Below are 25,751 nucleotides of genomic sequence, written 5' to 3'. Positions count from 1 at the left end.
TCAGCCCAGGATGTCGTCCAGGGCCGCGGGGAGCGTTTCGAAGCGGAAGGCGAAGCCGGCCTCCGGGAGCACGGCGCTCGTGGCGTTGGCGCTGCCGGTCAGGACCGCCGGGTCCTTGCGCAGCAGGCCGGTGCCGAGCTTGAGCAGCGGACCGGGCGCCGGCAGGCCCAGCCCCGCCGGGGCCACGCGGGAGCGCAGCTGGCGCATGAGCTCGGCGTTGCGCACCGGATGCGGGGCCGCGGCGATGACCGGACCGCTCGGCAGGTTCACGCCGGGCTCGAGACCCAGCGCGGCGCGGGCGATGGCGAGCCAGTCGTCCTCGTGGATCCACGGCACCCACTGCTTGCCGCCGGCCAGTGCGCCGCCCGCGCCGAGGGTGGCGACGGCGCGCAGGGCGCGGAACGCAGCGGCGTCGTGACCGAGCACGATGCCCGTGCGGATGTAGTTGAGGCGTTCGGCCGGGGCGTCGGCGGCTGCCGCCTCCCATTCCTCGACGAGGCGCGTCATCCCGGCCAGCTCCTCGCCGGCGACCGTGGGCACGGTGGCCTCGGTGATGGGGCCCTCCTCGGGATCGGCGCGCAGCACCACGCCGCTTCCCTGCACCCAGTGCTTGGCCGTGACACCAGCGGCGTTGAGCGCGGCGACGAGGGCGCGCGTGGGGTTCACGCGCGAGGTGCGCATGCGCGCCATCTCTGACGCGCCGCCCGCGCCGCCGATGGGGTGCCCCGAGACGTTGACGATGTCCACGCCGCGGGGGTCCGAGAGCGCCTCGGCCCAGGGGCCCACCGTGATGCCGTCCCACGCGAGCTGGCGGTAGGCCAGGCCTTGGTGCGGCGACCGGGTGAGGACGCGGACGTCCCGACCGCGGGCCAGGAGCTCGTACGCCAGGAGCGAGCCGAGGTAGCCGCTGCCGCCGGCGAGGATGACGAGCGGGGCGTCGGCGGCGGAGGGGTCGTTGGAGCCGGTCATGGCCACGATCCGCGCGGCGACGGGGGAGAGGTCGTGGGAGAGCGGGCCGCCCAGCGACGCCCACCACGCGGCGGCGAGCGGCCCAGTCGACTCGGTGCGGCGGGTCATGAGGGTGCCGCTTCCCTGCGGGGTGAGCTCGTAGCGCTGCGAGGTGCCTCCGCCGGGCTGGGCCTGCGTCCATTCGAGGACGGCGTCCGTTTCCAGGGCCGTGATCGTGGCGGGCGGGGCCGTGAGGCCGTGGATCGAGCCGCGCACGCGGGCCGAGGGGAGCACCTGCACCTCGTCCCCGAGGCGCAGCCGGCGCGCGGCGCCGGGCCCCACGAGGCCCTCGGCGCCCACCACGGTGAAGGACTGCACGTCGTCGGCAAACGCCGGCCAGAGCGAGGGGGTGCTCAGCACGTCCCAGACCTGCTCCGGGGAGGCGGCCAGGAAACGGGTCTGTGTGCGGGACATCGACATGCGGCCAGCCTAGTGCCGACGGCTGGGTGGAGGCTCGGTGCGGTGCGGGGAGCGCGGCCAAGGCGCCGAGGCGAGCCGACCGCTCGGCCCCGCCACACGCCGTCGTGCACTGCACAACGGCCCAACGGCCCAACGGCCCAGCTGCCCAACAAGACAGAACGACGCCGCCGTCCCCGCCCCAGGCGGGAACGGCGGCGTCGCACCGAGCGAGAGCAGAGGCCTCAGACGCGCTCCGGCGCCTTCTTGGTCATCGAGACGACGGTCTCGAACTCCTCGTCGACGTCCGGGTTGGTCTGCCGCGTGAACAGCGAGACGACCACGGTCAGGACCAGGCACACGGCGAAGCCGGGGATGATCTCGTAGAGCGTGAAGGCGGGGTCCTTGGCCAGTCGCAGCGAGCCCCAGACGAAGGACACCACGGCGCCGCCGATCATGCCGACGAGGGCACCCATGGCGGTCACCTTGCGCCAGAACAGGCCGAGGATCAGCAGGGGGCCGAACGCGGCGCCGAAGCCGGCCCACGCGAAGCCCACGAGCTGCAGGATCGAGGACCCGGGATCTAGCGCGATGATCGCCGCGATCACGGCCACGAGCGCCACGCCGGCGCGGCCGAGCCACAGTGCCATGGTGGGGGAGGCCTTGGCCTTGCGCAGGCCAGCAAGGTCCTCCACGAGGGCCGAGGAGCACACGATGAGCTGCGAGGACATGGTGGACATGATCGCCGCGAGCACGGCGGCCAGGACCAGGCCGGCGATGAACGGGTGGAAGAGGATCTGGCTCAGCTGCAGGAACACCGTTTCGGCGTCGGCGTCGGAGAGTCGGATGCCCTTCTCCTGGAACCAGGCCACACCGATCAGGCCGGTGACGAGGGCGCCGAGCATGCACAGCGCCATCCAGCCGATGCCGATGCGGCGGGCCGTGGGCGCGTCCTGCGGGGAGCGCAGCGCGATGAAGCGGGCCAGGATGTGCGGCTGGCCGAAGTAGCCAAGGCCCCAGCCCAGGCCGGAGACGATCGCGATGAACGTGGGGCCCGTGAGCCCGCCGCCCGTCCAGGAGAGGTGGTGCAGGCCGCTCGCGAGGTCGGCCTGGTTGATCAGCTCCACCACGCGGGCGGGGCCTCCCATGTGGATCGTCGCGACGATCGGCACGGCGATGAGCGCGGCAAACATCAGCAGGCCCTGCGCCACGTCCGTCAGGGAGACCCCCAAGAATCCACCGAAGAGCGTGTAGCCCACCGTGATGACGCCGATGACGAGCATGCCCGTCAAGTACGGCCACGCGAACGAGGACTGGAAGAACTTGCCGGCCGAGACGAGCATGCTCGCCACGTAGAAGGTGAAGAACACCAGGATGATCACCGAAGACACGATGCGCAGCAGGTGCGTCTTGTCCCGGAAGCGGTGGCCGAGGAAGCTCGGGACCGTGATCGAGTTGCTGGCGATCTCCGTGTAGGCGCGCAGGCGCGGCGCGATGAGGAACCAGTTGAGCCAGGCGCCGAGCGTCAGGCCGATGGCGATCCAGGCCTCCACGAGTCCCGTGAGGTACAGCGCGCCGGGCAGGCCCATGAGGAGCCAGCCGGACATATCGGAGGCACCGGCGGAGAGGGCGGCGACGCCGGGCTTGAGGTCACGCCCGGCCAGCAGGAAGTCCTCGCCCGTCTTGGTCTTGCGCCAGGCGTAGAGCCCGATGCCGACCATGGCGGCGAGGTAGACGATGATGGCAGCCATTTGCCAGGTCTGTGCGGATGACATGCCCGGAAGCGTGCCGCACTCCGGGCCCCGTGGCTAGGGTTCGTCCGGCGTGTGGTCAAGTGCGTCTCGCCGCCGTAACCATTCTGTGACCTGGCTCACGGGCCGGGCGGGCGGTGCACGACGGCGCGTGGGCGCCCGGGTGCCCGGGCGTGGGTTGGGCGGCTGTCCGGCGCGCCGTCCGGCCGCGGGCCGGGTCGCGGGCCGGGCGCGGCCCGGGTGCGGTGAGGCTGGCGTGAGCGCCTCAGGCGGGCGGGCCCGCCTGGAGGGCGGCTGCCTCGGCCTCGAGCGCGCGGCGCAACGCCACGGCGGCCGGATGCTGGGCCGAGGAGGAACGCACGGCGATGAAGATCTCGCGGTGCGGGCCGCGGTCAAGATCAACCCAGCGCACCCGCGGCGTGCGGTAGCCGCCCAGGATGCCCGGCAGGATCGCGACGGCGAGGCCGGATTCGACGAGCTGCATGTGCGCCTGGAGGTCGGCGGATTCGTAGCGGACGTCGGGCTCGAAGCCCGTCACGCGGCACTGCTGCAACGCCCAGTGTCGGCTCGCGGCGGGCGCCGGCTCCATGACCCACGGGACGCGGGCGGCGTCGGACAGCGAGGAGATGCTGGCGAAGGGGCCGGAGGTCTCCGGGGGGACGGCGAGGCGCAGGGGATCGAGCGCCAGGGGTGTGCGCTCCATGTCGGGGAAGTGCTCGGCGGCGTGGCCGGGGTATTGCTCGGCCACGACCACGTCGAACTCGCGGGCCCAGGTCTGGCGCAACGCAGCCTCGGGTTCGCGCTGCGTCATCTCCACGCGCAAGAGCGGATGTTCGGTGCGCAGGCGGCGCAGCGTGCCGGGGAGCAGGGCCAGCGCGGCGGTCTGGAACATGGACAGCCGCACCGTGCCGCTGACCTCGCGCTGGGAGGCGGCGAGGGCGGCCTCGGTGCGCTCCATGCCGTTGAGCAGCTCCTCGGCGTGGGCCACGAGCACCTGCGCGGCGGGGGTGAGCCGCACGCCGCGGCCGGAGGGCTGGAGGAGTTCCACACCGGCCTCCTTCTCGAGGCGGGCGAGCTGCGCCGACACCGTGGAGGGCGCGTAGTTCAGGGCCTCGGCGACGGCGAGCACGGTGCCGCGCAGGGCCAGCTCGCGCAGTAGCCGCAGGCGGTGAAGATCGAGCATCGGGGCACCCCTTCAAATGTTCGGGAAACACGAACAGTATCGTTCACATCTTATCGCTGTAACCGAACGGCCACTCTTTCGATACTTGATGATGCCGGGGAATGCCCGGCGCCCGTTCCGTCCCAGGAGCACCCCTCATGAGCACCGCCTCCTCGCCGCGCACCAGCGGCGCCGCGCCGCAGGGCGCCCCCCTCTCCTCGCGACTCAGCCACACCCAGCTGCCCGCGGCCCCCGACGCCGGCGCCGCCCGGCCGTGGGACCTCGCCGATCAGTCAGTGGCGCAGGTGCGCAGCTGGCTGAGCACGGCCTCCACCATTCCCGCCGACGTCTCCGCCCAGCGCCTCGCCGGCGTGCTGAAGGACCCGGCCGGCCTCGACTTCACCGTGGGCTTCGTCGACCGCGTGGTCCGCCCCGAGGACCTGCGGGTTGCCGCCCACGAACTCAAGGCCCTGGCACCCAAGGTGCCTGCCTTCCTCCCCTGGTATCTCAAGGCCGCCGTCCGCATCGGCGGCGTCCTCGCGCCCGTGCTGCCCGGCGTCGTCGTGCCGATCGCCCGCCGCGCCCTGCGCTCCATGGTGGGCCACCTCATCATCGACGCGACCGACGCGCGCCTCGGCAAGTCCATCGCCAAGCTGCGCGGCGACGGCACCGACCTGAACATCAACCTGCTCGGCGAGGCCATCCTCGGCGAGGACGAGGCCGACCGCCGCCTGGCGGGCACCCTCGCGCTGATCCAGCGCCCCGACGTCGACTACGTCTCCATTAAGGTCTCAGCGACCGTGGCGCCACACAACCACTGGGCCTTCGACGAGGCCGTTGACCACATCGTCGAGAAGATGCGCCCGCTCTACCGCGCCGCGCGCGATTCCAGCCCGCGCACCTTCATCAACCTGGACATGGAGGAGTACAAGGACCTCGACCTGACGCTCGCCGTGTTCAAGCGCCTGCTTTCCGAGGACGAGTTCAGCGACGTCCGCGGCGGCATCGTGTTGCAGGCGTACCTGCCGGACGCGCTCGGCGCCATGATCGAGCTGCAGGAGTTTGCGGCGGCCCGCGTCGCCGCCGGCGGTGCGCCCATCAAGGTCCGCGTCGTGAAGGGCGCCAACCTGCCCATGGAGCAGGTCGAGGCCAAGATGCACGGCTGGGAGCAGACCGTGTGGGACACCAAGCAGGGCTCCGACGCGAGCTACAAGGCCGTCCTTGACTACGCGCTCTACCCGGAGCGCCTCGCCAACCTGCAGCTCGGCATCGCCGGCCACAACCTCTTCGACGTGGCGCTGGCCCACCAGCTCATGCAGGCCCGCGGCATCACCTCCGGCACGGAGTTCGAGATGCTGCTCGGCATGGCCACGAGCCAGGCCGAGGCCGTCCGCCGCGACGTGGGTTCGCTCCTGCTCTACACGCCCGTGGTGCACCCCTCCGAGTTCGACGTGGCCATCGCCTACCTGATCCGCCGCCTCGAGGAGGGCGCGAGCCAGGAGAACTTCATGTCGGCCGTCTTCGAGCTGGACGCCGTCCCCGCGCTCTTCGCCCGCGAGGAGGAGCGCTTCCGCGCCGCCCTCGGCGAGCTGCGCGAGCGCGCCAGCGTGGTCCCCGGCCCGCGCCGTCCGCAGGACCGCGCCAGCGAGACGCTGCCGGCCATCGGCGAGCACACCGCCTTCGAGAACACCCCCGACTCCGATCCTGACCTGCCGGGCAACCGCGCGTGGGGCCGCGAGATCGTCTCCGCCATGGCCTCCACGCAGCTGGGCGAGGCCACCATCGCCGCCGCCCACCTGAACACCGAGGAGCAGCTGGAGGCCGTCGTGGCCGCCTCGCTCGCGGCCGCCCCGGCCTGGCGTGCGCTCGGCGCCGAGGGCCGCGCCGCCGTGCTGCACCGCGCCGGCGAGCACCTCGAGGCCCGCCGCGCCGATCTCCTCGCCGTCATGGGTGCCGAGACCGGAAAGACGATCGACCAGGGCGACCCGGAGGTCTCCGAGGCCATCGACTTTGCCCACTACTACGCCCGCCTGGGCCTGGAGCTGGAGCAGGTCGACGGCGCCACGGCCGTCCCTGTGAACCTCACCGTGGTCACCCCCCCGTGGAACTTCCCCGTGGCCATCCCGGCCGGCTCCACGCTCTCCGCACTCGCCGCCGGCTCCACCGTCATCATCAAGCCCGCCGAGCTCTCCAAGCGCTCCGGCGCCGTCATGATCGAGTGCCTCTGGGCGGCCTTCGACGACTTCGGCGTGAGCCGCGACGTCCTGGCCCTCGTCCACCTGGGCGAGCGCGAGCTGGGCACCCAGCTCGTCTCCCACCCGGCCGTGGGCCGCCTCATCCTGACGGGCGGCTACGAGACGGCGCAGCTCTTCCGCGGCTTCCGCCCCGACCTGCCGCTGCTCGCCGAGACCTCCGGCAAGAACGCCATCATCGTCACGCCCTCGGCCGATCTCGACCTCGCCGCCAGGGACGTGGTCCTCTCGGCCTTCGGCCACGCCGGCCAGAAGTGCTCGGCCGCCTCGCTCGTGATCCTCGTGGGCCGCGCCGCCACCTCCAAGCGCTTCCACCGCCAGCTGATCGACGCAGCCCGCTCGCTCAAGGTGGGTTGGCCCACCGACCCCCGCACGCAGATGGGTCCCGTGGTCGAGGTGCCGCAGGAGAAGCTGCAGCGCGGCCTGACCCAGCTGGGCCAGGGCGAGTCCTGGGCCCTCAAGCCCGCCTCGCTTGATGACTCCGGTCGCCTCTTCAGCCCCGGCGTGCGCGTGGGCGTGCAGCCCGGCAGCGAGTACCACCTGACCGAGTACTTCGGCCCCGTGCTCGGCGTCATGACGGCCGCCACCCTCGAGGAGGCGGTGGAGCACGTCAACGCCATCGACTACGGCCTGACCTCCGGCATCCACTCCCTGGACGCCGAGGAGATCGCCTACTGGGCCGAGCACGTCGAGGCAGGCAACCTCTACATCAACCGCGGCATCACGGGCGCGATCGTCCAGCGCCAGCCCTTCGGCGGCTGGAAGCGCTCCGCCGTGGGCGCCGGCACCAAGGCCGGCGGCCCCAACTACCTGGTTGGCCTTTCCCAGTGGGAGGACGCGGCTCCCGCCGCGACCCAGTCCACCCTGCCTGACGACGCGGCGTCGCGCCTCGTGAAGGCGGCCACCGCCGTGCTTCCCGAGCCCGAGGCGGCCTGGCTGCGCGCGGCCAGCGGCGCCGACGTGGCGGCCGCGAGCCGCTTCGAGGGCTCGCGCGACGTGTCCAAGGTGGGCGTGGAAATCAACGCCCTGCGCTACCGTCCCGTCCCCGTGACGGTGCGCTCCGCCGGCGCCTCGGCGCAGGACGTGGCGCAGACCGTTCGCGTCGTCGCGGCGGGCCTGCGCGCCCACGCCGCCACCGTGAAGGGTGCCGGCACCGCCGCGGCCCCCACGCTGAGCGTCTCCGTGCCGACGGCCTTCCCCGAGGCCGTCACTGCCGCTCTGCGTTCGGCCGGCGTGGCCGTCTACGCGGAGGACCTCGCCGGCTGGGAGCAGCGCGCCGCCCGCGCCGCTCAGGCCGGCCCGCGCGAGGTGGAACGCCTGCGCATCGCCGGCCCCGACGCGCCGGAGACGGTCGCCGCGACCTTCGCCGCGACGCAGGGCCGCCCGGACGTGGCCGTCTACGCCGAGCCCGTCACGAGCGCCGGCCGCGTGGAGATGCTGCCGTTCGTGCGCGAGCAGGCCGTGTCCATGACGGCCCACCGCTTCGGCACCGTCAACGACCTTGCCCAGCGCGCACTCGGCGAGATCACCCTCGGCGACGGCGCCTGAGTCAGGCACCGATCTCGCCGCCACAACGGCCCGATCGCTTCACAACTGCCGCAAGGTTCGCGCAGTGCCGAAGCGATCGGGCCGTTGTGGGTCTGCTGCAGTGCGGCGGGTGTGGATGCGCGCCGCCCGCACCCGTGATGAAATGGCGGCAGCCGTGGGGCCCGAGCGTCCCGCACTCCATCGAGCGGGGGAACCATGAGCAACACGCCAGACGAACAGCCGGCCCACCGCCCGGACGGCACCCCGGGCCAGATCCCGCCGGGGCCGGGCCAGGCGGGACAGCCCGCGCCGGGCGGCTCCACTGGCCAGGCGCCCCAGGCCCCGTCCGGCCAGCCGGGCTACCCGGGGCAGCCTCAGTACGGCCAGGCACAGTACGGCCAGGCCCCCGCCGGACAGCCCCCGTACGGCCAGCCCGGCTACCCGGGGCAGCAGCCATACGGCCAGCCGCAGTACGGGCAGCAGTACGGCCAGCCGGGCTACCCCGGCCAGGCAGTGGGCTTTGGCGGTTACGCCGGGCCGGACCCGGCGGCGCTCAAGCGCGCAACGACGGCGCGCACCAACGGCATCCTCTCGATCGTGTTCGGCGGCATCGCCTTCTTCATCCTGCCGTTCCTCTCGATCCCCGGTTTGGTGCTGGGCGTCACGGCACTGACCGCCGTTCCGAAGCTCCGCGAGGCCGGCCTGAACCCGGGCCAGGCGCGCACGCTGGGGATCATCGGCGTGGTGGTCAGCGCGCTCTCGCTGGCTGGCTGGATCTACATCCGGGTCGCCGGCATCTCGCCGTTCTAGGCGCCGAACGTTGAGCCAGGCACGTGAAGCCGGCGGGCTCAGCCCGCCGGCTTCACCTCTTCACGGGATCCCGCGCGGGCGCCGGCGTCGAGGGGATGGGCCAGCTCGTCCTCGCCGAGGCGCCCGCGCCACCAGGCCAGGGCCGCCACGAGCGGGGTGACGACGCCCGCCGCGATCCAGATGGACCACATGGGCAGCACGGTCGCGAGCGGCCCGGCGAGGGCCATGGAGAGCGGCATGAGCGCGAGCGAGACGAAGAAGTCCAGCGAGGAGACGCGGCCCAGCATGTGCCGCGGCACGCGGCGCTGCAGCAGGGTGCCCCAGATGACCTGCCCGAACGCGCCGGTGGCGCCGTAGATGAACGCGCCGAGCGCCACGATCCACCAGGAGGTCACGAAGCCCACCGCCGCGAGCGGCAGGGTGCCGAGGCCCCACGCCGCGAGCATCCACGTGAGGTAGCGGCGCGGGAGCGGGCGCGAGGCGGTGAAGAGGGAACCGAGCATCACGGCGACGCCGGCCACGGCCAGGAGACCGCCGAACATGCGCGAGTCGCCGCCAAGCTGGTCCGAGACCACAAAGGGCAGGAGCACCTCGAGCGGTTCCACGGTGCTCAGCACCGAAACGCACGCGAAGAGCAGCGTCCACCACAGCCACGGCGTGCGCACGGTGTACTTCACGCCCTCGAGGGCGTCCTTGAGGGGTGAGGAGGTGCCCGACGGCGCGGGCTCATCGCCCGCCGCCGACTCGCCTGAGGCGAGCGCCGGCTCAGGCGAGCCGTCGGCGCGCGGCGAGGAAGCGGCGTCGGGCGCTGGGGTCTTCTCACCCGGGGCGGCCGGCCGCTCCGGCGGCAGGAAACACAGCACCACGGCGGCCGCGAGGTGGCACGCGGCGAGCAGCGCGAGCGAGACGCCGGGCGAGGCCGCGGCGACGATGAAGCCGGCCGTGGCCGGGCCGGCCGCCTGCTGCAGCGCCGGGCGCGCGGCCCCCTCGAAGCCGTTGGCGGCGAGCAGGCCCTCGGCGGGCAGGACGCTCGGCAGCAGAGCCGAGTACGCGGGGAAGAAGAAGGCGGCGCTCGCGCCGACGAGCGCCGCGGCGACCACGAGGTGCCAGAGCTGCACCGTGCCCGTGAGGGCGAGGACCGCCACGGCGCCGACGGTCAGGGTGTCGGCGATCTCCACCGTGAGCAGGATGCGGCGGCGCGGGAGGCGGTCGGCCACGACGCCGCCCACGAGGACTCAGGCGAGGAGGCCGATGGCCAGGGCCGTGGTCGCGAGGGAGAGCTCAAGCATGCCGCCGCCGAGTCCGCGCACCTGGTAGACGAGCGAGACGGCCCAGAGCCCGTGCCCGAACACGCTGATGACGAGCGCTGAGGCGAGCACGCGGAAGGGTGCGTGGCGGAAGGGCGCGAGGGCGCGCAGGGACATGCTGATCCTGTCGTGACGGGCCGCGGCGGCATGTGATTTATGAATCCCAATCATCGCACGGCGGTGCCCGGACGCGCCAGATCCCGCCGCTCTGAGCAGAGAGCGGCGGGATCCGGTGGTGTTTGCCCGTGGGGGCGGGTGCGATTAGCTCAGGCGGCGGCGGGCCATGCCGAGCATGACAAGCGGGACCACGAGCAGGGCCAGCGGGACCAGCAGGAGCCAGGCCCACGGGCTGGAGAGGACGCCCTGCAGCGAGGCCGCGGAGGACTGCGTGCGCAGCAGCTTGGTGCCGTCGGCGAGCTGGGTGGTGCCGGAGCTCAGCGTCGCGATGCCGTCCTTCACCTGGCCCGCGCCGTCGTCGAGTGCCGCGGCGCCGTCGCGCAGCTTCTGCGTGCCGGCCGCGAGGTCGCCGGAACCGGCGGCCGCCTTGGTCAGCGCGTTGAGCAGGCCCTTCGGATCGCCGTTGGCCTGCACGGCCTGGGTGCGGTAGCCCGTGTCGAGCTGCTTCAGGCCGTCCTCGAGCTCGCCGGCACCCGAAGCGAGCTTCGGCAGGCCCGTGGCGGGATCGGCGAGCTGGGCCGCGCCGTCGGCGATCTTCTGGTTGCCCTCGGCCAGCTTGGCCGCGCCGTCGGCCAGCTTCGGCAAGCCAGTGGCGGGATCGGCGAGCTTCGCGGCGCCGGCGGCGAGGGCCGGGAGGCCCTTGTCCTGATCCGCGAGCTGGGCCGCGCCGTCGGCGATCTTCTGATTGCCCTCGGCCAGCTTCGCGGCACCGGCGGCGAGGGCCGGGAGGCCCTTCTTCTCATCGGCGAGCTGGGCCGCGCCGGCCGCGAGCGCGGGGAGGCCCTTGTCCTGATCGGCGAGCTGGGCGGCGCCGGCGGCGATCTGCTGATTGCCGGCCGCCAGTCGCTCGGCGCCGGCCTGCAGCGCCGGGAGGCCCTTTGACTTGTCGGCGAGCTGGGCCGCGCCGGCGGCCAGAGCCGGGAGGCCCTTGCTCTTGTCGGCGAGCTGGGCGGCGCCGGCGGCGATCTGCTGATTGCCGGCCGCCAGTCGCTCGGCACCTGCCTGCAGGACCGGGAGGCCGGGGTTCTTTTCGTCGGTGGAGGTGGCGAGCTGCTTCGCGCCGGCCGCCAGGACGGGCAAGCCCGGGTTCTTTTCGTCGGTGGAGGTCGCCAGCAGCTGCGCGCCGGCGTTGGCCTGGGTGGCCCCCGCCTTCAGGGTAGCCACGCCCTTGGCCAGGGTCGGAGCACTGGCGTTCAGTGTGGCAGCGCCCGTGTGCAGAGCCGCCCCGCCGTCGCGCAGCGCCTGAATCTTGTCCTTGATCATGGCCAGGGTCACGGCGTTGCCCGCCGGGCTGTCCGCCGTCGCCAGCAGCTGCTCCAGGCCGTCCAGCAACTGCTTCGAACCGTCGTCGAGCTTCTGGGTGCCGGCGGTGAGGGTCGGAACCTTCGAGTCAAGGTCGGTGAGACCGTCCTCGATTTGTTGTGTGCCGGTCGCGAGCTTCTGAGCTCCGGCGACGGCGTTGGCGGCGCCGGCGGAAAGGCGCTGGGCTCCGGTGACGGCGTTCGCTGCGCCGGCGGCGAGGTCCTTTGCACCGCTCGCGGCGTCCTTGGCGCCGGGTGCCAGCTGGGCGATGCCGTCGCTGGCCTTCTTGGCGCCGGCGGCGAGCTGCTGCGCGCCGTCGTTTGCCTTCTTGGCGCCCGCGGCGAGCTCCTGCGCTCCGTCCGCGGCGGTGGCCGCGCCGGGGGCGAGCTGCTGGATGCCGTCGTTTGCCTTCTTGGCGCCGGCGGCGATGAGCTGTGCGCCGTCGTTCGCCTTGGTGGCGCCGGCGGCGAGCTCCTGCGCTCCGCTCGCGGCGGTGGTCGCGCCGGGGGCGAGCTGCTGCGCGCCGTCGCTGGCCTTCTTGGCGCCGGCGGCGAGCTGCTGCGCGCCGTCGTTCGCCTTGGTGGCGCCGGCGGCGAGCTGGTCGGCGCCGTCGGAGGCCGTCTTCGCGCCGGTCGCCAGCTGCTGGGCGCCATCGGCCGCCTTGCTCGCGCCGTCCTTGATCTGGGTGCTGCCCACGAGGGCCTGCGTGGTGCCGTCTGCCAGCTTCTGCCCGCCGTCGCTGATCTTGTTCAGCTTGGTGGTCAGCTTGTCTGCGCCCTCGTCGAGGGTGACCGTGCCGGTGCGGGCCTGGCCCGTGCCGTCGGCCAGCTTCTGGGTTCCGGCGGCGAGGGTCGTGACGCCGGAGTGGGCCTGCGACATGCCGTCGGCGAGCTGCTGGGCGCCCGTGCTCACCTTGGAGCTCACGAGCGCGTAGATCGCCACCATGGCGACCAGGAACAGGGCGAGGAGCGAGGTGATGATCGCGTGGTAGAGCGTGCTCATCGAAGCGCGGCTTGACATGGGACCTCCGCAGGGGGCTGGGACCGGTGGTGATGACGGCGTGGGCGGCCAGGCTGCGGAGCACGGCAACGTGTGACTCACATCACGCTACCGAGGAGTAAAGCTACCGGCGGGTAGTGGAGGCAAGGGCGGTATCGGGTACTTCATAGCTTGTCTCTCGGATCACAATAGGGAATGTATCTGTTGCCTAATAAGGCGAGGTTCCTCTAGCCTGGACGGCGGTTCACCTCTCGTTCCCCGAAGGATGTTGCACATGTCGCTGATTCGTCGCGCGTTCGCCGCCACCGCCGTGGCCAGCCTCGCCGTTCTGTCCCTCACCGCCTGCGGCGCCGGGGACTCCGGCTCCTCCGCCAGCCCCTCCGGCTCCGCCTCGGCGGACGCCGCCGCCTTCCCCGTGAAGGTCTCCAACATCTACGGCGAGACCGAGATCAAGGAGCAGCCCGAGCGCGTCGTCAGCCTCTCGTGGGTCAACGGTGACACCGCACTGGCCCTCGGTGTGGTCCCCGTGGCCGTGCCCAAGGTGACCTGGGGCATGAACGCCAACGACTCCACCGACTGGGCCGATGCCAAGCTCGAGGAGCTCGGTGCAGGCAAGGGCTCCGAGAAGGCCCCCACCTTCTACGAGGAGCCCTCGGGCGACGTGAACTACGACGCCATCGCCGCGGCCGACCCGGACGTCATCCTGGCCGCGTACTCCGGCCTGACGCAGGAACAGTACGACAAGCTCAGGAAGATCGCCCCCGTGGTGGGCCCGGGCAAGGCCGCCTACTCCACCCCGTGGGAGCAGTCCACCGAGATGATCGGCGAGGCCCTGGGCAAGAAGGCCGAGGCCACGAAGCTCATCGCCGACACCAAGGCCAAGCTCTCCGAGACCGCCGCCGCTCACCCCGAGCTCAAGGACGTCTCCGCGATCGCCGCGAACTTCGAGCCCGCCACGGGCGGCATCAACGTCTACACCGCCGGCGACAACCGCTCGCAGATCCTCACCGCCCTGGGCATGAAGCTCGCCCCGGTCGTCACCGAGAACGAGACGAAGGACGCCTTCTTCTTCAACTACTCGGCCGAGAAGGCCGACGAGCTGGACTCGAAGATCATCTTCACCTGGTTCCCCGAGGGGCAGAACAAGCAGACCATCGAGGCCGACAAGCTGCTCGGCCGCATCCCCGCCGTCAAGAACGGCGGCCTCGTCGGCACCAACGACAACCAGCTCCTGCTCTCCATCTCCGCGGCCAACCCGCTGAGCCTGAACTGGGGCGTCGACAAGATCGCCACGCTGCTCTCCGAGGGCGTCGCCGCCTCCTCGGCCAAGTAGTTCCGCGCTCCCTCACCCCGCGTAGTTCTCGTGAAGTCACAGCACGACGACGCCCGCGCGCCCCGGGTGCCCGCCTCACGGCGGGTGCCCGGGGCGCAGGGCGTTTCCTCGCCGGCGCGCGGGGGCCTCGCGGCCCTCGCGCTGCTGGTGCTGCTCGCCCTCGCGGTGGCCTGCTCGCTCGCCTTCGGCGCGCGCGGGTACTCGTTGCCCCAGGTCTGGCAGGCGCTCGTGGATCCGGCGGGCGCCGGGGACGCCGGGATCGTCATCTCCTCGCGCATCCCGCGCACCATCAACGGCCTGCTGGTCGGCGCCGCGCTGGCGCTGTGCGGTTCCGTGATGCAGGCGGCCACGCGCAACCCGCTCGCCGACGCCGGGTTGCTCGGCCTCAACGCCGGTTCGGCGCTCGCCGTGGTCGCCGGCATCGGTCTCTTCGGCATCGCGGCGATCGGCACGCTCTCCTGGTTCGCCCTGGCGGGGGCGGCCGCCACGGCGATCGCCGTGCACCTGGTCGCGGCCCGCGGGGCGGGTGGCGCCACCCCGCTCAAGCTCGCGCTGGCCGGCGCCGCGCTCGGCGCCGGGCTCGCCTCGGTCACCCAGGCCATCCTCCTGCGCGGGCAGGACGAGCTGGAGACCTTCCGCTTCTGGCAGGTCGGCTCGCTCGGCGCGCGCCAGCCGGAGGACCTCCTGTTCCCCGCGCTCGTGCTGGGCGCCGGCGCGGTCCTGGCGCTCCTGTGCTCCCGCGCCCTCGACCGCCTCGCGCTGGGCGACGACGTCGCCGCCTCGCTGGGTTCGAGCCCGGCCCGCACGCGCTTCCTCGCTCTCGCCGCGGCGGTGCTCCTGGCCGGCGCCGCCACGACGATCGCCGGGCCCATCGCCTTCGTGGGCCTCGTCATCCCGCACGCGCTGCGCCCCTTCGTGGGCCCGCGACAAAGCCGGATTGCCCCGCTGGCGCTCCTGGCCGGCCCGATCCTGGTGCTCGCGGCCGACACCGTGGGCCGCGTCATCGCCCCGCCCGGCGAGGTGCCGGTCGGCGTCATGACCGCGCTCGTGGGCGCCCCCGTGTTCCTGGTCCTGCTGCGCCTGGCTGGGCGCGGAAAGCGAGGCCTGGCATGAGCCGCCGCACGCGCGTTGGCCTCGCCAGCGCCGCCCTCGTCCTCCTGCTTCTGCTCGCGGCCTGGGCCCGGCTCTCGCTCGGGGCCCGCATCGCCTCGCCCGCCCAGCTGCTCGAGGTCTTCTCCGGCGGCGGGCGCGGTGCCCTGCGCTTCATGGTCCTGCAGGATCGCCTCCCCGCCGTCGTCGCGGCCGTCCTGGCCGGCGCGGCGCTCGCGCTGTCCGGCGGCCTCTTCCAGCGGCTCCTGCGCAACCCGCTCGCTAGCCCCGACATCATCGGCGTGGGCTACGGCGCCTCCGCCGCCACGGTGATCGGCATGCTGGTGCTGGGCCTGGGCGGCTGGGCCCTGAGCGGCCTCGCACTGCTCGGCGCCCTCGCGGTGGCGGGTGCCATCCTCGCCATGTCGCTCGGCAAGGGCGATATGGGAGCCCGCCTCGTGCTCTCCGGCCTCGCGATCGGCGCCGCCCTCGCCGCGGTGGTCAACCTCCTGCTCACGCGCACCGACGTCCGCTCGGCCGCCGACGCGTTGCGTTGGATCGCGGGCTCCGTCACGGATGCGACGTGGGAGAAGCTCGGCGTGCTGGCTCTCTCGCTGCTCGTCCTGGCGCTGCTCACGGCGCTCGTGGCCCCGCGCCTCGCCCTGCTTGAACTGGGCGACGACGCGGCCCGCGCCCTGGGCGTGCGGGTCACGGCGGCCCGCATCGCCCTGGTGGCGCTCGGGGCGGCGCTGTGCGCCGCGGCCGTGGCCGTCGTCGGGCCCCTCTCCTTCGTGGCCTTCATGTGCCACCCGCTCGCGACCCGCCTCCTGGGGAGCCGCGGGAACCTCGCCGTCACGGCGCTGACCGGCTCCACCCTCGTGGTGGTCTCGGATCTGCTCGCCGCACACCTCTTCGGGATCGGGAACGGCCTGCCGGTCGGCGTCGTCACGGGCGCCCTCGGCGCCGTGTTCCTGCTCCTCGTGCTCTCGAAAGAACGGAGCTAGCGGTGAAGAAGACCGCCCAGACCCCCGGGGCCCCGTCCTCCGGCTTCGCCCCCGACCCGAGCGTCCGCCCGGGCGGTTCGCTGCGCGTGGAGGGCCTGCGCCTGAACTACGGCGGCGCGGACATCGTCAAGGGCCTCGACCTCGAGCTCCCGGCCGGGCGCATCAGCGTCATCGTCGGCGCCAACGGCTGCGGCAAGTCGACCCTGCTGCGCGGGCTCTCCCGCCTGCTCAAGCCGAGCGCCGGGCACGTGTTGCTGGACGGCGACGAGCTACACCGGCTCGCGCCGCGCGCGCTGGCCCGCCGCGTGGCCCTGCTGCCGCAGACGCCCGTCACGCCCGAGGCGCTCTCCGTCCGCGAGCTCGTGGCCCACGGCCGCGCGCCCTACCGCTCGGCCCTGCGCCGCGAGAGCGGCGAGGACCGCGCCGCCGTGGAGCGCGCCCTCGACTCGACGCAGCTGCAGGGGCTCGCCGACACCGTGGTGAGCGACCTCTCCGGCGGCCAGCGCCAGCGGGCCTGGATCGCCATGGCGCTCGCGCAAGAGACCGATGTGCTGCTTCTCGACGAGCCCACCACCTACCTCGACCTCGCCCACCAGGTGGACGTCCTGGAGACCGTGTGGGAGCTCAACGCCCGGCGCGGCACCACCGTGGTGATGGTGCTGCATGATCTCAACCTCGCCGCCCGCTACGCCCACCACCTCGTGGCGCTCAAGGACGGCGTGCTCGTGGCGCAGGGCAGCCCGGCCGAGGTCGTCACGACGCCCATCGTGCGCGAGGTGCTCGGCCTCGAGACCGTGGTCATCCCCGATCCCGTCGCCGGCACGCCCATGGTCGTGCCGCGCGCCGGGGCCGCGGCCGTCATCACGCGCTCGGGTGAGCCGGGCGCGGGCGGCGACGCCGCGCCGTCGGGCACTCACGGCCCGGCGGAGCAGGTGGCCGCACCGGCCAAGCCCACCGTCCGGAACAGCAACGGGGAGCAAGCATGAGCCAGAGCATCACCCTCGCGGCGGGCACCGCCGCCGCCCACGCCGACACCCTCGCCTTCCGCGGCGTGGTGCGCCGCGTCATCGAGCTGGGGCCCGGCCTGCGCCGGCTCGTCCTGGGCGGGCCCGACCTGGAGCACTTCGGCGTGCCCGAGGCGACGATGGACCTGCGTTTCAAGGTGATCGTGCCGGCCGAGGGGTCGACGGTTGAGTCCATCGGGCGCGTGCTGACGCCGCTCTTCCCCGAAGCGCCCATGTCCAGCGGGGGCGATCCCGGCTGGTACAAGATGTGGCTCGCCTCGCCCGTCTCCGAGCGCGGCGTCATGCGCACCTACACCGTGCGCGCCCTGCGCGAGGAGGGCGGCGAGCGGCTGCTCGACGTGGACCTCGTGCTGCACGGCGTGGGCCCGGATGGCTCGCTCGGTGAGGGCTGCGGGCCCGCCGCCGCGTGGGCCGCCTCGGCCGCGGTGGGCGACGTGCTCCACCTCCTGGGACCCAACCGCGCGCTCACGGCCGTCGGCTACGGCGGGATCGACTACCGCCCGGGCGCCGCCTCGCACCTGCTGCTGGCCGGCGACGAGACCGCAGCGCCCGCGCTGTGCTCCGTGCTCGATGCGCTGCCGCGCTCCGCGCGCGGCGTGGCGCTCATCGAGGTGCCGGACGCCGGGCAGGTTCAGCCGGTCTCGGCGCCCGACGGCGTGAGCGTGAGCTGGCTGGTTCGCTCGCCCGGGCAGGGCGTGGGTTCGCTGCTGTTGCCGGCGGTGCGCGCGGAGGCGGCGGCGTGGGTGGCCGACTCCGAGGGGTGCACGGCGGGGGCCCCGGCGGCGCGCGGCGCCGAGCCGGAGGACGTGGACGTGGACGAGGTCACGCTGTGGGAGGCGCCCGTGGACAACGCCTCGGACGACTACGCCTGGATCGCCGGCGAGGCAGGAGTCATCAAGGAGATCCGCCGTCACCTCGTGCGCAACCTCGGCGTGGACCGCACGCGGATCGCGTTCATGGGGTACTGGCGCCAGGGCCGCGCGGGGCACTGAGGGGCTGCTCTCCGGCTTTGCCCGCCGTTGTGGTGCGCTGCCCCGAGGAACCCTCGCGGTCAAGCGCGACAACCGGGGGCACGCCGTGGTGGCTACGCGGGGCCGAGCGGGCGGCCAGGCACGGGGCTCGAGTACACCACGTTGGTGGTGATCCCGCCGAGCGTCGCGAGCCGTCCCGTGATGCGCTCGAGGTCAGCCATGGAGCGCGCGTGCGTCTTAATGATGAAGCAATCGGCGCCCGTGACGTGGTGCGCCTCGACGATCTCCGGGGTCACCGCCACGAGGTCGTGGAAGGGCTTGTAGTTCCCCGAGGGGTAGGCCAGGCGCACGAACGCCGTGATGGGGTAGCCCAGCGCCTGCGGGTCCACCGTCACCGTGTGGCCCGTGACGACGCCGGCCTCGACGAGCCGGCGCAGCCGCTCCGAGACGGCGCTCGGGGAGAGCGAGACCTCGCGGCCGAGTGCGGCGATGCTGGCCCGGCCATCGGCCTGGAGCGCGCGGATCAGGGCCTGATCGGTCGCGTCGAGCTCCGGCGGTTGATTCGTTGGCATGGGACAGAGATTACCGCTGAATGCTCGGCCTGGGCGGCCGAACGGCGCGGATGAGGCCTTCTGAGACGCCGCCGGTGCCGGTGGAATGGAGGCATGACAGAACCGCTTTCAGCCGCCGCCTTCTACGCCGCCAAGCTCGCCTACGAGACCGATCCGGCCGACCTTGCCGCCGCCCGCGCCGCGGGCGCGGCCCCGCTCGTGATCGACGTCCGCAACGCCGTCGAGTGGGAGCAAGGCCATCTTCCGCAGGCCCACCACGTGCCCCTCGCCGAGCTGGCCGGGCGCATCGGCGACCTCGCCCCCGATCCGGCCACCGCCGTCGTCGTCTATTGCTGGGGGCCGGGCTGCAACGGCAGCACGCGGGGGGCCCTCGCGCTCGCCGAGCTCGGTTACACCAACGTGCGCGAGCTGATCGGCGGCTACGAGTACTGGGTCCGCGAGGGCTTTGACGTGGTGGGGGCCGAGGGGCGCCGCCGCTCGGCGCCGGACCCGCTCGCGGCCCCCGTGGGCTGAGGGCGGGGCGGAGGGGCCTCGCGCCCGGCCGGAGCCGTGAGATATTTCAAGGGCGTCGTCCGCGCCGAATCCCTGGAGGACCCCCTGATCCGCACGCTGCTCTCCATGGGCACCTCGCTCGTGCTCTCCGCGATCGCCCTGCTCCTCGCGGGGTGGCTCATCGAAGGCGTGCGGCTCGAACCCGCCGGCTTCGTGATCGCCGTGGTGATCTTCACCGTGATGCAGGCGATCGCCGCACCGATCGTCACCAAGCTCGCGCAGAAGTACGCGCAGGCGATCGTGGGCGGCGTGGGACTGGTGTCCACGCTCGTGGCCCTCATCGTCGCCACGCTCTTCCCCGGCGGGCTGCACATCTCGGGCGTCGCCTCGTGGATCGCGACCCCCGTGCTGGTGTGGCTCGTGTGCGCCGTGGGCGCGCTGCTCGTCGAGAAGTTTGTGCTCAAGGGCTGGTGGGACCGCCGGGCCGCCGCCAAGAAGCTGGCCTGATCGAGGCGGGGCGGTTAGGCGGCGGGGCACGACGGCGCGTGGTCACCACGCGCCGTCGGCCGGCCGGGGGCGGCGGGGGCTAATCGCCCCCGCCGCCGCCTCCGCCACCATCTCCGCCGCCTCCGCTGTCTCCACCACCGCCGGAGTCTCCCCAGCCGCCGTCTCCGGAGCCACCGCCGAAGTCGCCGTGGCTTCCGAAACCGCCGAGATCGCCCGTCCCAGCGAAGGATCCGGCGTCGCCGCCCCACGCACCCGTGTCGCACCACGCGTCCGCGCTGCCGCCCGAGGGCGTCCCTGCGGGGCCGCACCCCGGGTCCTGGGGCACTCCGTCGTCGAACCAATGCGCACCGCCAAGCACCACGGTGTCGCCTCCGCCCGTGTCGCGGCGGGCCGGCTTGGTCTCCGTGGGGTCGAGCGCCTCGCGCCAGCGGTTGATGGCCAGGCGGAGCGGAGGGGCGTAGTCCTCGCGGCTCACCGCACGCAGGCCGCCCGCGGCGCGAAGGGCAGCAAGCAGATCGTCGATGCTGTCCAAGGTGCCGCGCGCGATGAGCAGGCCGGCACGCGTGCGGGCCCGGCGCCAGCCGCGCCGGCTCCCGTCCAGGGCACTCTCCCAGTCCTCGCGGGCCAGGCGCAGGGTCTGGCGAGGCGGCGCAGGAGGAAGGCGAAGCTGAGGAGGAAGAGCGCAAGAACGGGGATCGTGAAGTACGGCATCCAGGCCGGCGCGGGGCGGGGGCCCCAGAAGGTGGTGAGGGAAACGAAACCAAAGATCGATGTGGGGATCATGCCCGCAACGGGGCCGGTCAGGGAGATTGAGCCGATCTTCTCCGGAGCCTGGCCGTCCACAGGCGTGTTCACCGGCGCGCTCACAGCAGCAGATCGGCGAAGCGGAACATGGGCTGCTCCAGCGTCACGAGTTCCCCGAACTCGACGGTGGGCGGCTTCATGAAGCTGCGCTTGACCTCGTAGGGGAGGGCGAAGGCGAGCGTGCGCCCCTCGGCGTGCTCACCCTCGAGGATCACCACGGTGCCGAGGCTCTGGTGGCGCGCGGCGTGGAACACCACCCCGCCCACGAGCCCCTCGAGCTCCGCCGCCACGACGTCGAAGAGCCGCTCGGCCGTGTCGGCGTCGCCGGAGCCGGCCAGCTCCGGGGCCACGAAGGGTTCAAGCGAGGTGGTGTTGCCCGCGTGCTCGCGCAGGATCAGGCCGCCCGGGATGAGCGGCTCCTTCGCCGCGACGGCCGCCGGAAGGGCTTGAGAGAGCATGTCGAGGCACTGCGAGAAGAGTCCGCCGAGCTGTTCGGCGCTGTGGTCCTGGCTCATGCATCACACGCTAACGGCGTTCGCGTTGCGCCGGGCATAGTGCACCAAAGGTATGTGCGCGGGGCGAGCGGCGCCGGGCGCGCGGGCGGCGCCTCACCACCCCTCGTCCTCCTCGGGATCCAGCGCGGTGAGGATCGCCTCGGTGTCGACCTCCTCGGCCGTGGCCGGGTTCCAGGCCGGGGCGTCGTCCTTGTCGATGATGCGGGCGCGGATGCCCTCGGCGAGGTCGGGGTTCTCCATCATGAAGGCGGCTGCCCGGTGCTCGCGCTCGAGGGCGCCGCGCAGCTCGTCCTCGTCGCGGGCGGCGCGGACGAGCTCGATGGCCGTGGCGGCGGCGAGCGGTGAGTTGGCCAGGATGCGCTCGCGCGCCGCCTGGGCGGCGGGCCAGGCGGAGTCGCCGAGCTCGCTCAGGATGTCGGCGAGCTCCGGGGCCGCGTAGCAATGGTCGATCCAGGCGCGCGATCCGCTCAGCGGCCGCGTGGTCGCCGGGGCCTGCACGCCGTGCAGCACCTCGAGGCCCACGCCGATCTCGCCTGCCCCGAGCTGGGCCAGGTCGGCCAGCGTGGCCAGGACCTCGGCCTCGGCGTCCGGGGCCATGCAGAAGTCGGCCAGACCGAACTCGACGGCGTCTCCCGCCCCGACCGTGTCGCCCGTGGCGGCCAGGTGCTCGGCCACGCGCCCGGGCGCGCGGCCCAGGAGGAGGCTCCCGCCGACGTCGGGCACATAGCCGATGCGCGCCTCCGGCATGCCGAGCCGGGAATCCGGCGTCACGATGCGCACGGAGGCCTGGCCTGCCAGGCCGAGCCCGGCGCCGAGCGTGAGGCCGCGCATGATCGAGACGATGGGCTTGGGGTAGGAACCGATCTCGGCGGCGAGCTCAAATTCGGTGGCGAGGACGTCGAGGAAGGCGTCCTCACGGCCGTCCACCAGCGCCTCGTGGAAGCCTGCCAGGTCGCCGCCGGCGCAGAAGCCGCGCTCGCCCTCGCCGCGCAGCACCACGGCGTTGACCTCGGCGGCGTAGCGCCAGGCGCGCAGCGTCTGGCCGATGGCCTCCACCATGCCGGGCGTGAGCGCGTTGATCTTGGCCGGCCGGTTGAGCGTGATGAGGCCGAGGCCGTCCGCGATCTCGCTGTGAACGTGGGTCTCCACCGGGGCCTCCTGCGCCAAAGAAAAGGATGAGTCGACCGTACCGCAGGCGGGGGCTTGCCCTAGCGCCGCGGCGGGTGAATGATCTACCATGTTCATTAAGAGAACACGCGTTCGCACAGCGAACAAACGACGCGAGGAGTTCCCGTGGCAGAGGCCTTTGTGTACGACGCCGTCCGCACCCCCTTTGGGAAGATCGGCGGCGCCCTGTCCGGGCACCGCTCGGACGACCTCGCGGCGCACGTGGTGCGCACCCTCGTGGGGCGCGCACCGGGGCTGGACGCCGCGGCGATCGATGAGGTCACCTTCGGCAACGCGAACGGAGCGGGCGAGGAGAACCGCAACGTGGCGCGCATGGCCTCGCTCCTGGCCGGCCTGCCCGTCTCGATCCCGGGCTCCACGATCAACCGCCTCTGCGGCTCCTCGCTCGACGCCGCCATAGCGGCCTCGCGCCAGGTGGCCGTCGGCGACGCGGACCTCGTCTTGGTGGGCGGCGTGGAGTCCATGTCCCGCGCGCCCTGGGTGTTGCCCAAGACCGAGCGGCCCTTCCCCATGCAGGACCTACAGCTGGCCAACACCACCCTCGGCTGGCGGCTCGTCAACCCGCAGATGCCGGCCGCCTGGACCGTCTCCCTCGGCGAGGCGACGGAACAGCTGCGCGAGAAGCACGGGATCTCCCGCGAGCGCCAGGACGCGTTTGCCGCGCGCAGCCACCGGCTCGCCGCCGCCGCCTGGGACGAGGGCAACTACGCCGGCCTGGTGAGTCCCGTGGCGCCCGTGGGGCGCGGCGCGCTCCTCGAACGCGACGAGACCATCCGCCCGGAATCCACGCCGGAGTCCCTGGCCGGGCTGCGCACGGTCTTCCGCGGCGCGGAGGACGGCACCGTCACGGCGGGCAACGCCTCGCCCATGAGCGACGGCGCCTCGGCCGCCTGGATCGGCTCGGAACACGCAGCCACGCTGCTCGGGCGCGAGCCGCTCGCGCGCATCGTCTCGCGCGGCGCGCACGGCAACGAGCCCCAGTACTTCGGCGAGGCCCCGGTCGAGGCGGCCAACCGCGCGCTGGCCAGGGCGGGTCTGAGCTGGAACCAGATCGACGCGGTGGAGCTCAACGAGGCGTTTGCCGCCCAGGCCCTGGCCTGCGTGGACGCCTGGGGCATCGACGAGGAGAGCGTCAACGCGTGGGGCGGCGCCATCGCGATCGGGCACCCGCTCGGCGCCTCCGGGCTGCGCGTGCTCGGCACGCTTGCCGCGCGCCTGAAGGCCAGCGGCGGCCGCTACGGCGTGGCCTCCCTCTGCATCGGCGTGGGCCAAGGCCTCGCCGTCGTTCTCGAAAACACCGACGCCGCCTAGGCGGCCCCGCACCCCTCAGGAGGAACCCCGTGGCACCTCGCATCGCGTCCAGCCCGGCCGAGGCCGTCGCCGGCATCGCCGACGGCTCCACCGTCATGATCGGCGGCTTCGGCAACGCCGGTCAGCCCATGGAACTCATCGACGCCCTGCTGCAGGGCGGGGCCACGGGCCTCACGGTGGTCAACAACAACGCCGGCCAGGCGGACGAGGGTCTCGCGCTGCTCATCAAGGAGCGCCGGGTCGCCAAGATCGTCTGCTCCTTCCCGCGGCAGTCGGACTCCTGGCACTTCGACGCCGCCTACCGGGCGGGGGAGATCGAGCTGGAGCTCGTGCCCCAGGGAAATCTCGCCGAGCGCATCCGCGCCGCCGGGGCCGGGATCGGCGCCTTCTTCACGCCCACGGGCTACGGCACGCAGCTGGCCGAGGGCAAGGAAACGCGCACGATCGACGGCGTGAACTACGTCCTGGAGCACGCGCTCAAGGCGGACGTGGCGCTCATCAAGGCGCTGCACGCCGACGACAAGGGCAACCTGGTCTACCGCAAGACGGCGCGGAACTTCGGCCCCATCATGGCCACGGCGGCCAGCCGCACCATCGCCCAGGTCGAGGAGATCCTGCCCGTGGGCTCCCTGGATCCCGAGCACGTCGTCACGCCGGGCATTTTCGTCGACACCCTCATCCGCGTGCACGCCGCGGCGACGGCTGTGTCCCAGCAGAAGGAATCGGCATGAACACCGCAGCGCCCCTGTCCAAGCATGAGATCGCCGCGCTGGTGGCGGCCGACATCGAGGCCGGATCCTTCGTGAACCTGGGGATCGGCCAGCCCACGCTCGTGGCCGACCACCTCACCCCGGAACAGGACGTCACCCTCCACACCGAGAACGGCATGCTCGGCATGGGCCCGGCCGCGCACGGCGACGAGGTGGACCCGGACCTCATCAACGCCGGCAAGATTCCCGTGACCGAGCTGCCGGGCGCCGCGTACTTCCACCACGCCGATTCCTTCGGGATGATGCGCGGCGGCCACCTCGACGTCTGCGTGCTCGGGGCCTTCCAGGTCTCCGCCGCCGGCGACCTCGCAAACTGGTCGACGGGCGCACCGGACGCGATCCCCGCCGTGGGCGGGGCCATGGACCTGGCCATCGGCGCCAAGCAGACCTGGGTCATGATGAGCCTCTTCGCGAAGGACGGGGCGGCCAAACTCGTGGAGACGCTGGCCTACCCCGTCACGGGACTGGGCTGCGTCACGCGCGTCTACACCGAGTCCGCCGTCTTCCTGCTGGGCCCGGACGGGGTGAGCGTCCGCTCGACGCACGGCATCACGCTCGAGGAACTGCGCGCCCGCGTGCCCGTCCCGCTCGCTACGATCGAGGCATGAGCACAGCTTCGCCTCAGCCCGGTGCCGCGGCGCCAGGGGAGGGGGCGGCGGCCGCCGACTCCTCCCTCTTTGTCCAGTCCCTGGCGCGCGGCCTCGCCGTCATGGCGGCCTTCGACGCCGAGCACCGTGAGCTCACGCTCTCGCAGGCCGCCGCGCGCGCCGGGCTCTCACGGGCGAGCGCCCGCCGCCTCCTGCACACGCTCGTGGAGCTGGGCTACGCGTGCACCGACGGCTCCAGCTTTGCGCTGACCCCCAGCGTGCTTCGCTTCGGCTGGGCCTACCTTTCAGGCCAGCCCTTCGCCGAGCTCGCGCGGCCCGTGCTGCAGCGGCTCTCCGACTCCCTCGGGGAATCGGCCTCGGCCGCCGAACTGGACGGCACGGAGGTGGTCTACGTGCAGCGCGTCGAAACCAAGCGGATCATGCGCGTGGACATCCGGCTCGGTACCCGATTCCCGGCCGCATGGACGAGCATGGGCCGGGTGCTCCTGGCCGGCACCGAGCCGGCCGCGTGGCCGGCCCTCGTGGAGGCCTCCCTGCCCGCGGCGCCCCCGAGCGCCAGGGTCACCGAGGTCGGTGCCCTCATCGCGCTGCTCGAGGACGTGCGCGAACGCGGCTATTGCATCATCGATCAGGAGCTCGAGCCCGGGCTGCGCTCGGTCGCCGTGCCCGTGCGCGGGCCGTCCGGCCGCGTGGAGCACGCCCTCAACGTCTCCCTGCGTTCGGCCCAGGACGAGAGCGCCGAGCGCGCTGGCGAGCGGGTCCTGCCGGCCCTGCTCGCCGCGGCGGCCGAGCTGGAGGCCGCCCTCGGGCTGAGCTGAGCCCTCACGCAAGGCGAGGCTGGGTGGTGCACGACGACGTCGTGCACCACCCA

Annotated in this window: 23 protein-coding genes; 13 read left to right on the top strand and 10 right to left on the bottom strand. The window is 73.1% G+C overall.

The features are described 5' to 3' along the window. From DWB68_RS01275 to DWB68_RS01265, 3 genes are all read right to left on the bottom strand, one after another. Nucleotides 1-1,428 (bottom strand): DUF1731 domain-containing protein, encoded by a 1,428-nt coding sequence (locus tag DWB68_RS01275; protein WP_119423329.1) that lies wholly within the window; start codon nucleotides 1,426-1,428, stop codon nucleotides 1-3. Nucleotides 1,429-1,649: 221 nt separating this feature from the next. Continuing rightward, nucleotides 1,650-3,155, bottom strand: a complete 1,506-nt coding sequence (gene putP / locus DWB68_RS01270) for a sodium/proline symporter PutP (protein ID WP_233548546.1) — start codon at nucleotides 3,153-3,155, stop codon at nucleotides 1,650-1,652. Nucleotides 3,156-3,420: 265 nt separating this feature from the next. Next, nucleotides 3,421-4,338, bottom strand: coding sequence for a LysR family transcriptional regulator (locus DWB68_RS01265; RefSeq protein WP_119423327.1), 918 nt, complete (start codon nucleotides 4,336-4,338; stop codon nucleotides 3,421-3,423). A 137-nt stretch (nucleotides 4,339-4,475) separates the two neighbouring features. Between DWB68_RS01265 and DWB68_RS01260 the strand changes: the two genes are divergently transcribed. Continuing rightward, nucleotides 4,476-8,117 (top strand): proline dehydrogenase family protein, encoded by a 3,642-nt coding sequence (locus DWB68_RS01260; RefSeq protein WP_119423326.1) that lies wholly within the window; start codon nucleotides 4,476-4,478, stop codon nucleotides 8,115-8,117. Between the two features lie 195 nt (nucleotides 8,118-8,312). Then, a complete protein-coding gene (locus DWB68_RS01255) occupies nucleotides 8,313-8,906 on the top strand; it encodes a DUF4190 domain-containing protein (RefSeq protein ID WP_119423325.1) in 594 nt (197 codons plus the stop codon). A gap of 38 nt (nucleotides 8,907-8,944) precedes the next feature. On the opposite strand, the gene DWB68_RS01250 is transcribed toward DWB68_RS01255, so the two are convergent. From DWB68_RS01250 to DWB68_RS01245, 3 genes are all read right to left on the bottom strand, one after another. Further along, a complete protein-coding gene (locus DWB68_RS01250) occupies nucleotides 8,945-10,135 on the bottom strand; it encodes an MFS transporter (protein WP_325048533.1) in 1,191 nt (396 codons plus the stop codon). Between the two features lie 6 nt (nucleotides 10,136-10,141). Beyond that, on the bottom strand, nucleotides 10,142-10,330 hold the full coding sequence (locus DWB68_RS17100) for a hypothetical protein (RefSeq protein WP_325048532.1): 189 nt from the start codon (nucleotides 10,328-10,330) through the stop codon (nucleotides 10,142-10,144). A gap of 144 nt (nucleotides 10,331-10,474) precedes the next feature. Further along, complete coding sequence (locus DWB68_RS01245; protein ID WP_158588170.1) at nucleotides 10,475-12,694, bottom strand: YhgE/Pip domain-containing protein; 2,220 nt, start codon at nucleotides 12,692-12,694, stop codon at nucleotides 10,475-10,477. 271 nt (nucleotides 12,695-12,965) lie between these two features. On the opposite strand from DWB68_RS01245, the gene DWB68_RS01240 reads away from it, so the two are divergent. From DWB68_RS01240 to DWB68_RS01220, 5 genes are all read left to right on the top strand, one after another. Continuing rightward, the gene (locus DWB68_RS01240) at nucleotides 12,966-14,024 is read left to right on the top strand and encodes an iron-siderophore ABC transporter substrate-binding protein (RefSeq protein ID WP_233548545.1); all 1,059 of its coding nucleotides are present in this window, start codon (nucleotides 12,966-12,968) and stop codon (nucleotides 14,022-14,024) included. A gap of 30 nt (nucleotides 14,025-14,054) precedes the next feature. Next, complete coding sequence (locus tag DWB68_RS01235) at nucleotides 14,055-15,137, top strand: FecCD family ABC transporter permease (protein ID WP_233548544.1); 1,083 nt, start codon at nucleotides 14,055-14,057, stop codon at nucleotides 15,135-15,137. Then, the gene (locus tag DWB68_RS01230; protein WP_119423321.1) at nucleotides 15,134-16,117 is read left to right on the top strand and encodes an iron chelate uptake ABC transporter family permease subunit; all 984 of its coding nucleotides are present in this window, start codon (nucleotides 15,134-15,136) and stop codon (nucleotides 16,115-16,117) included. The genes DWB68_RS01235 and DWB68_RS01230 overlap by 4 nt, the downstream gene beginning before the upstream one ends. Nucleotides 16,118-16,197: 80 nt before the next feature. Then, nucleotides 16,198-17,103, top strand: coding sequence for an ABC transporter ATP-binding protein (locus DWB68_RS01225; protein ID WP_119423406.1), 906 nt, complete (start codon nucleotides 16,198-16,200; stop codon nucleotides 17,101-17,103). Continuing rightward, the gene (locus DWB68_RS01220) at nucleotides 17,100-18,134 is read left to right on the top strand and encodes a siderophore-interacting protein (RefSeq protein ID WP_119423320.1); all 1,035 of its coding nucleotides are present in this window, start codon (nucleotides 17,100-17,102) and stop codon (nucleotides 18,132-18,134) included. The genes DWB68_RS01225 and DWB68_RS01220 overlap by 4 nt, the downstream gene beginning before the upstream one ends. A 92-nt stretch (nucleotides 18,135-18,226) precedes the next feature. Here the strand turns inward: DWB68_RS01220 and DWB68_RS01215 are convergent, their stop codons facing one another. After that, nucleotides 18,227-18,685: an Lrp/AsnC family transcriptional regulator gene (locus DWB68_RS01215; protein WP_119423319.1), complete on the bottom strand. Its 459-nt coding sequence runs from the start codon at nucleotides 18,683-18,685 to the stop codon at nucleotides 18,227-18,229. A gap of 93 nt (nucleotides 18,686-18,778) precedes the next feature. Between DWB68_RS01215 and DWB68_RS01210 the strand changes: the two genes are divergently transcribed. Beyond that, complete coding sequence (locus DWB68_RS01210) at nucleotides 18,779-19,198, top strand: rhodanese-like domain-containing protein (protein WP_119423318.1); 420 nt, start codon at nucleotides 18,779-18,781, stop codon at nucleotides 19,196-19,198. Nucleotides 19,199-19,234: 36 nt separating this feature from the next. Then, on the top strand, nucleotides 19,235-19,684 hold the full coding sequence (locus DWB68_RS01205; RefSeq protein ID WP_233548543.1) for a phage holin family protein: 450 nt from the start codon (nucleotides 19,235-19,237) through the stop codon (nucleotides 19,682-19,684). A 79-nt stretch (nucleotides 19,685-19,763) separates the two neighbouring features. Here the strand turns inward: DWB68_RS01205 and DWB68_RS01200 are convergent, their stop codons facing one another. From DWB68_RS01200 to DWB68_RS01190, 3 genes are all read right to left on the bottom strand, one after another. Then, nucleotides 19,764-20,216: a hypothetical protein gene (locus DWB68_RS01200; RefSeq protein ID WP_119423317.1), complete on the bottom strand. Its 453-nt coding sequence runs from the start codon at nucleotides 20,214-20,216 to the stop codon at nucleotides 19,764-19,766. A gap of 331 nt (nucleotides 20,217-20,547) precedes the next feature. Further along, on the bottom strand, nucleotides 20,548-21,003 hold the full coding sequence (locus DWB68_RS16105; protein WP_158588169.1) for a hypothetical protein: 456 nt from the start codon (nucleotides 21,001-21,003) through the stop codon (nucleotides 20,548-20,550). Between the two features lie 93 nt (nucleotides 21,004-21,096). Beyond that, complete coding sequence (locus DWB68_RS01190; protein WP_199700341.1) at nucleotides 21,097-22,152, bottom strand: enoyl-CoA hydratase/isomerase family protein; 1,056 nt, start codon at nucleotides 22,150-22,152, stop codon at nucleotides 21,097-21,099. A 144-nt stretch (nucleotides 22,153-22,296) separates the two neighbouring features. Between DWB68_RS01190 and DWB68_RS01185 the strand changes: the two genes are divergently transcribed. The 4 genes from DWB68_RS01185 to DWB68_RS01170 are packed head-to-tail and all read left to right on the top strand — an operon-like array spanning nucleotide 22,297 to nucleotide 25,698. Continuing rightward, nucleotides 22,297-23,502 carry a thiolase family protein gene (locus tag DWB68_RS01185; protein ID WP_119423316.1) on the top strand — a complete coding sequence of 402 codons (1,206 nt, stop codon included), beginning with the start codon at nucleotides 22,297-22,299 and terminating at the stop codon, nucleotides 23,500-23,502. Between the two features lie 29 nt (nucleotides 23,503-23,531). Continuing rightward, nucleotides 23,532-24,233, top strand: coding sequence for a 3-oxoacid CoA-transferase subunit A (locus tag DWB68_RS01180; RefSeq protein ID WP_119423315.1), 702 nt, complete (start codon nucleotides 23,532-23,534; stop codon nucleotides 24,231-24,233). Beyond that, nucleotides 24,230-24,880: a 3-oxoacid CoA-transferase subunit B gene (locus DWB68_RS01175; RefSeq protein WP_119423314.1), complete on the top strand. Its 651-nt coding sequence runs from the start codon at nucleotides 24,230-24,232 to the stop codon at nucleotides 24,878-24,880. The genes DWB68_RS01180 and DWB68_RS01175 overlap by 4 nt, the downstream gene beginning before the upstream one ends. Continuing rightward, a complete protein-coding gene (locus DWB68_RS01170; protein ID WP_119423313.1) occupies nucleotides 24,877-25,698 on the top strand; it encodes an IclR family transcriptional regulator domain-containing protein in 822 nt (273 codons plus the stop codon). Before DWB68_RS01175 ends, DWB68_RS01170 begins: the two co-directional genes overlap by 4 nt. The last annotated feature ends 53 nt before the right edge of the window (nucleotides 25,699-25,751 follow it).

The organism is Galactobacter valiniphilus (assembly GCF_003575975.1).
In the GTDB taxonomy this organism is placed as follows: domain Bacteria; phylum Actinomycetota; class Actinomycetes; order Actinomycetales; family Micrococcaceae; genus Galactobacter; species Galactobacter valiniphilus.
The sequence above is the reverse complement of the archived record's forward strand: the minus strand, read 5'-3'. Positions and strand labels throughout refer to the sequence as shown.

Coding starts and splice junctions, on each gene's coding strand:
- DWB68_RS01275 (WP_119423329.1), bottom strand. CDS start 1,428: ATGTCGATGTCCCGCACACAGACCCGTTTCCTGGCCGCCTCCCCGGAG.
- putP (WP_233548546.1), bottom strand. CDS start 3,155: ATGGCTGCCATCATCGTCTACCTCGCCGCCATGGTCGGCATCGGGCTC.
- DWB68_RS01265 (WP_119423327.1), bottom strand. CDS start 4,338: ATGCTCGATCTTCACCGCCTGCGGCTACTGCGCGAGCTGGCCCTGCGC.
- DWB68_RS01260 (WP_119423326.1), top strand. CDS start 4,476: ATGAGCACCGCCTCCTCGCCGCGCACCAGCGGCGCCGCGCCGCAGGGC.
- DWB68_RS01255 (WP_119423325.1), top strand. CDS start 8,313: ATGAGCAACACGCCAGACGAACAGCCGGCCCACCGCCCGGACGGCACC.
- DWB68_RS17100 (WP_325048532.1), bottom strand. CDS start 10,330: ATGTCCCTGCGCGCCCTCGCGCCCTTCCGCCACGCACCCTTCCGCGTG.
- DWB68_RS01245 (WP_158588170.1), bottom strand. CDS start 12,694: ATGAGCACGCTCTACCACGCGATCATCACCTCGCTCCTCGCCCTGTTC.
- DWB68_RS01240 (WP_233548545.1), top strand. CDS start 12,966: ATGTCGCTGATTCGTCGCGCGTTCGCCGCCACCGCCGTGGCCAGCCTC.
- DWB68_RS01230 (WP_119423321.1), top strand. CDS start 15,134: ATGAGCCGCCGCACGCGCGTTGGCCTCGCCAGCGCCGCCCTCGTCCTC.
- DWB68_RS01220 (WP_119423320.1), top strand. CDS start 17,100: ATGAGCCAGAGCATCACCCTCGCGGCGGGCACCGCCGCCGCCCACGCC.
- DWB68_RS01215 (WP_119423319.1), bottom strand. CDS start 18,685: ATGCCAACGAATCAACCGCCGGAGCTCGACGCGACCGATCAGGCCCTG.
- DWB68_RS01210 (WP_119423318.1), top strand. CDS start 18,779: ATGACAGAACCGCTTTCAGCCGCCGCCTTCTACGCCGCCAAGCTCGCC.
- DWB68_RS16105 (WP_158588169.1), bottom strand. CDS start 21,003: ATGAGCCAGGACCACAGCGCCGAACAGCTCGGCGGACTCTTCTCGCAG.
- DWB68_RS01175 (WP_119423314.1), top strand. CDS start 24,230: ATGAACACCGCAGCGCCCCTGTCCAAGCATGAGATCGCCGCGCTGGTG.
- DWB68_RS01170 (WP_119423313.1), top strand. CDS start 24,877: ATGAGCACAGCTTCGCCTCAGCCCGGTGCCGCGGCGCCAGGGGAGGGG.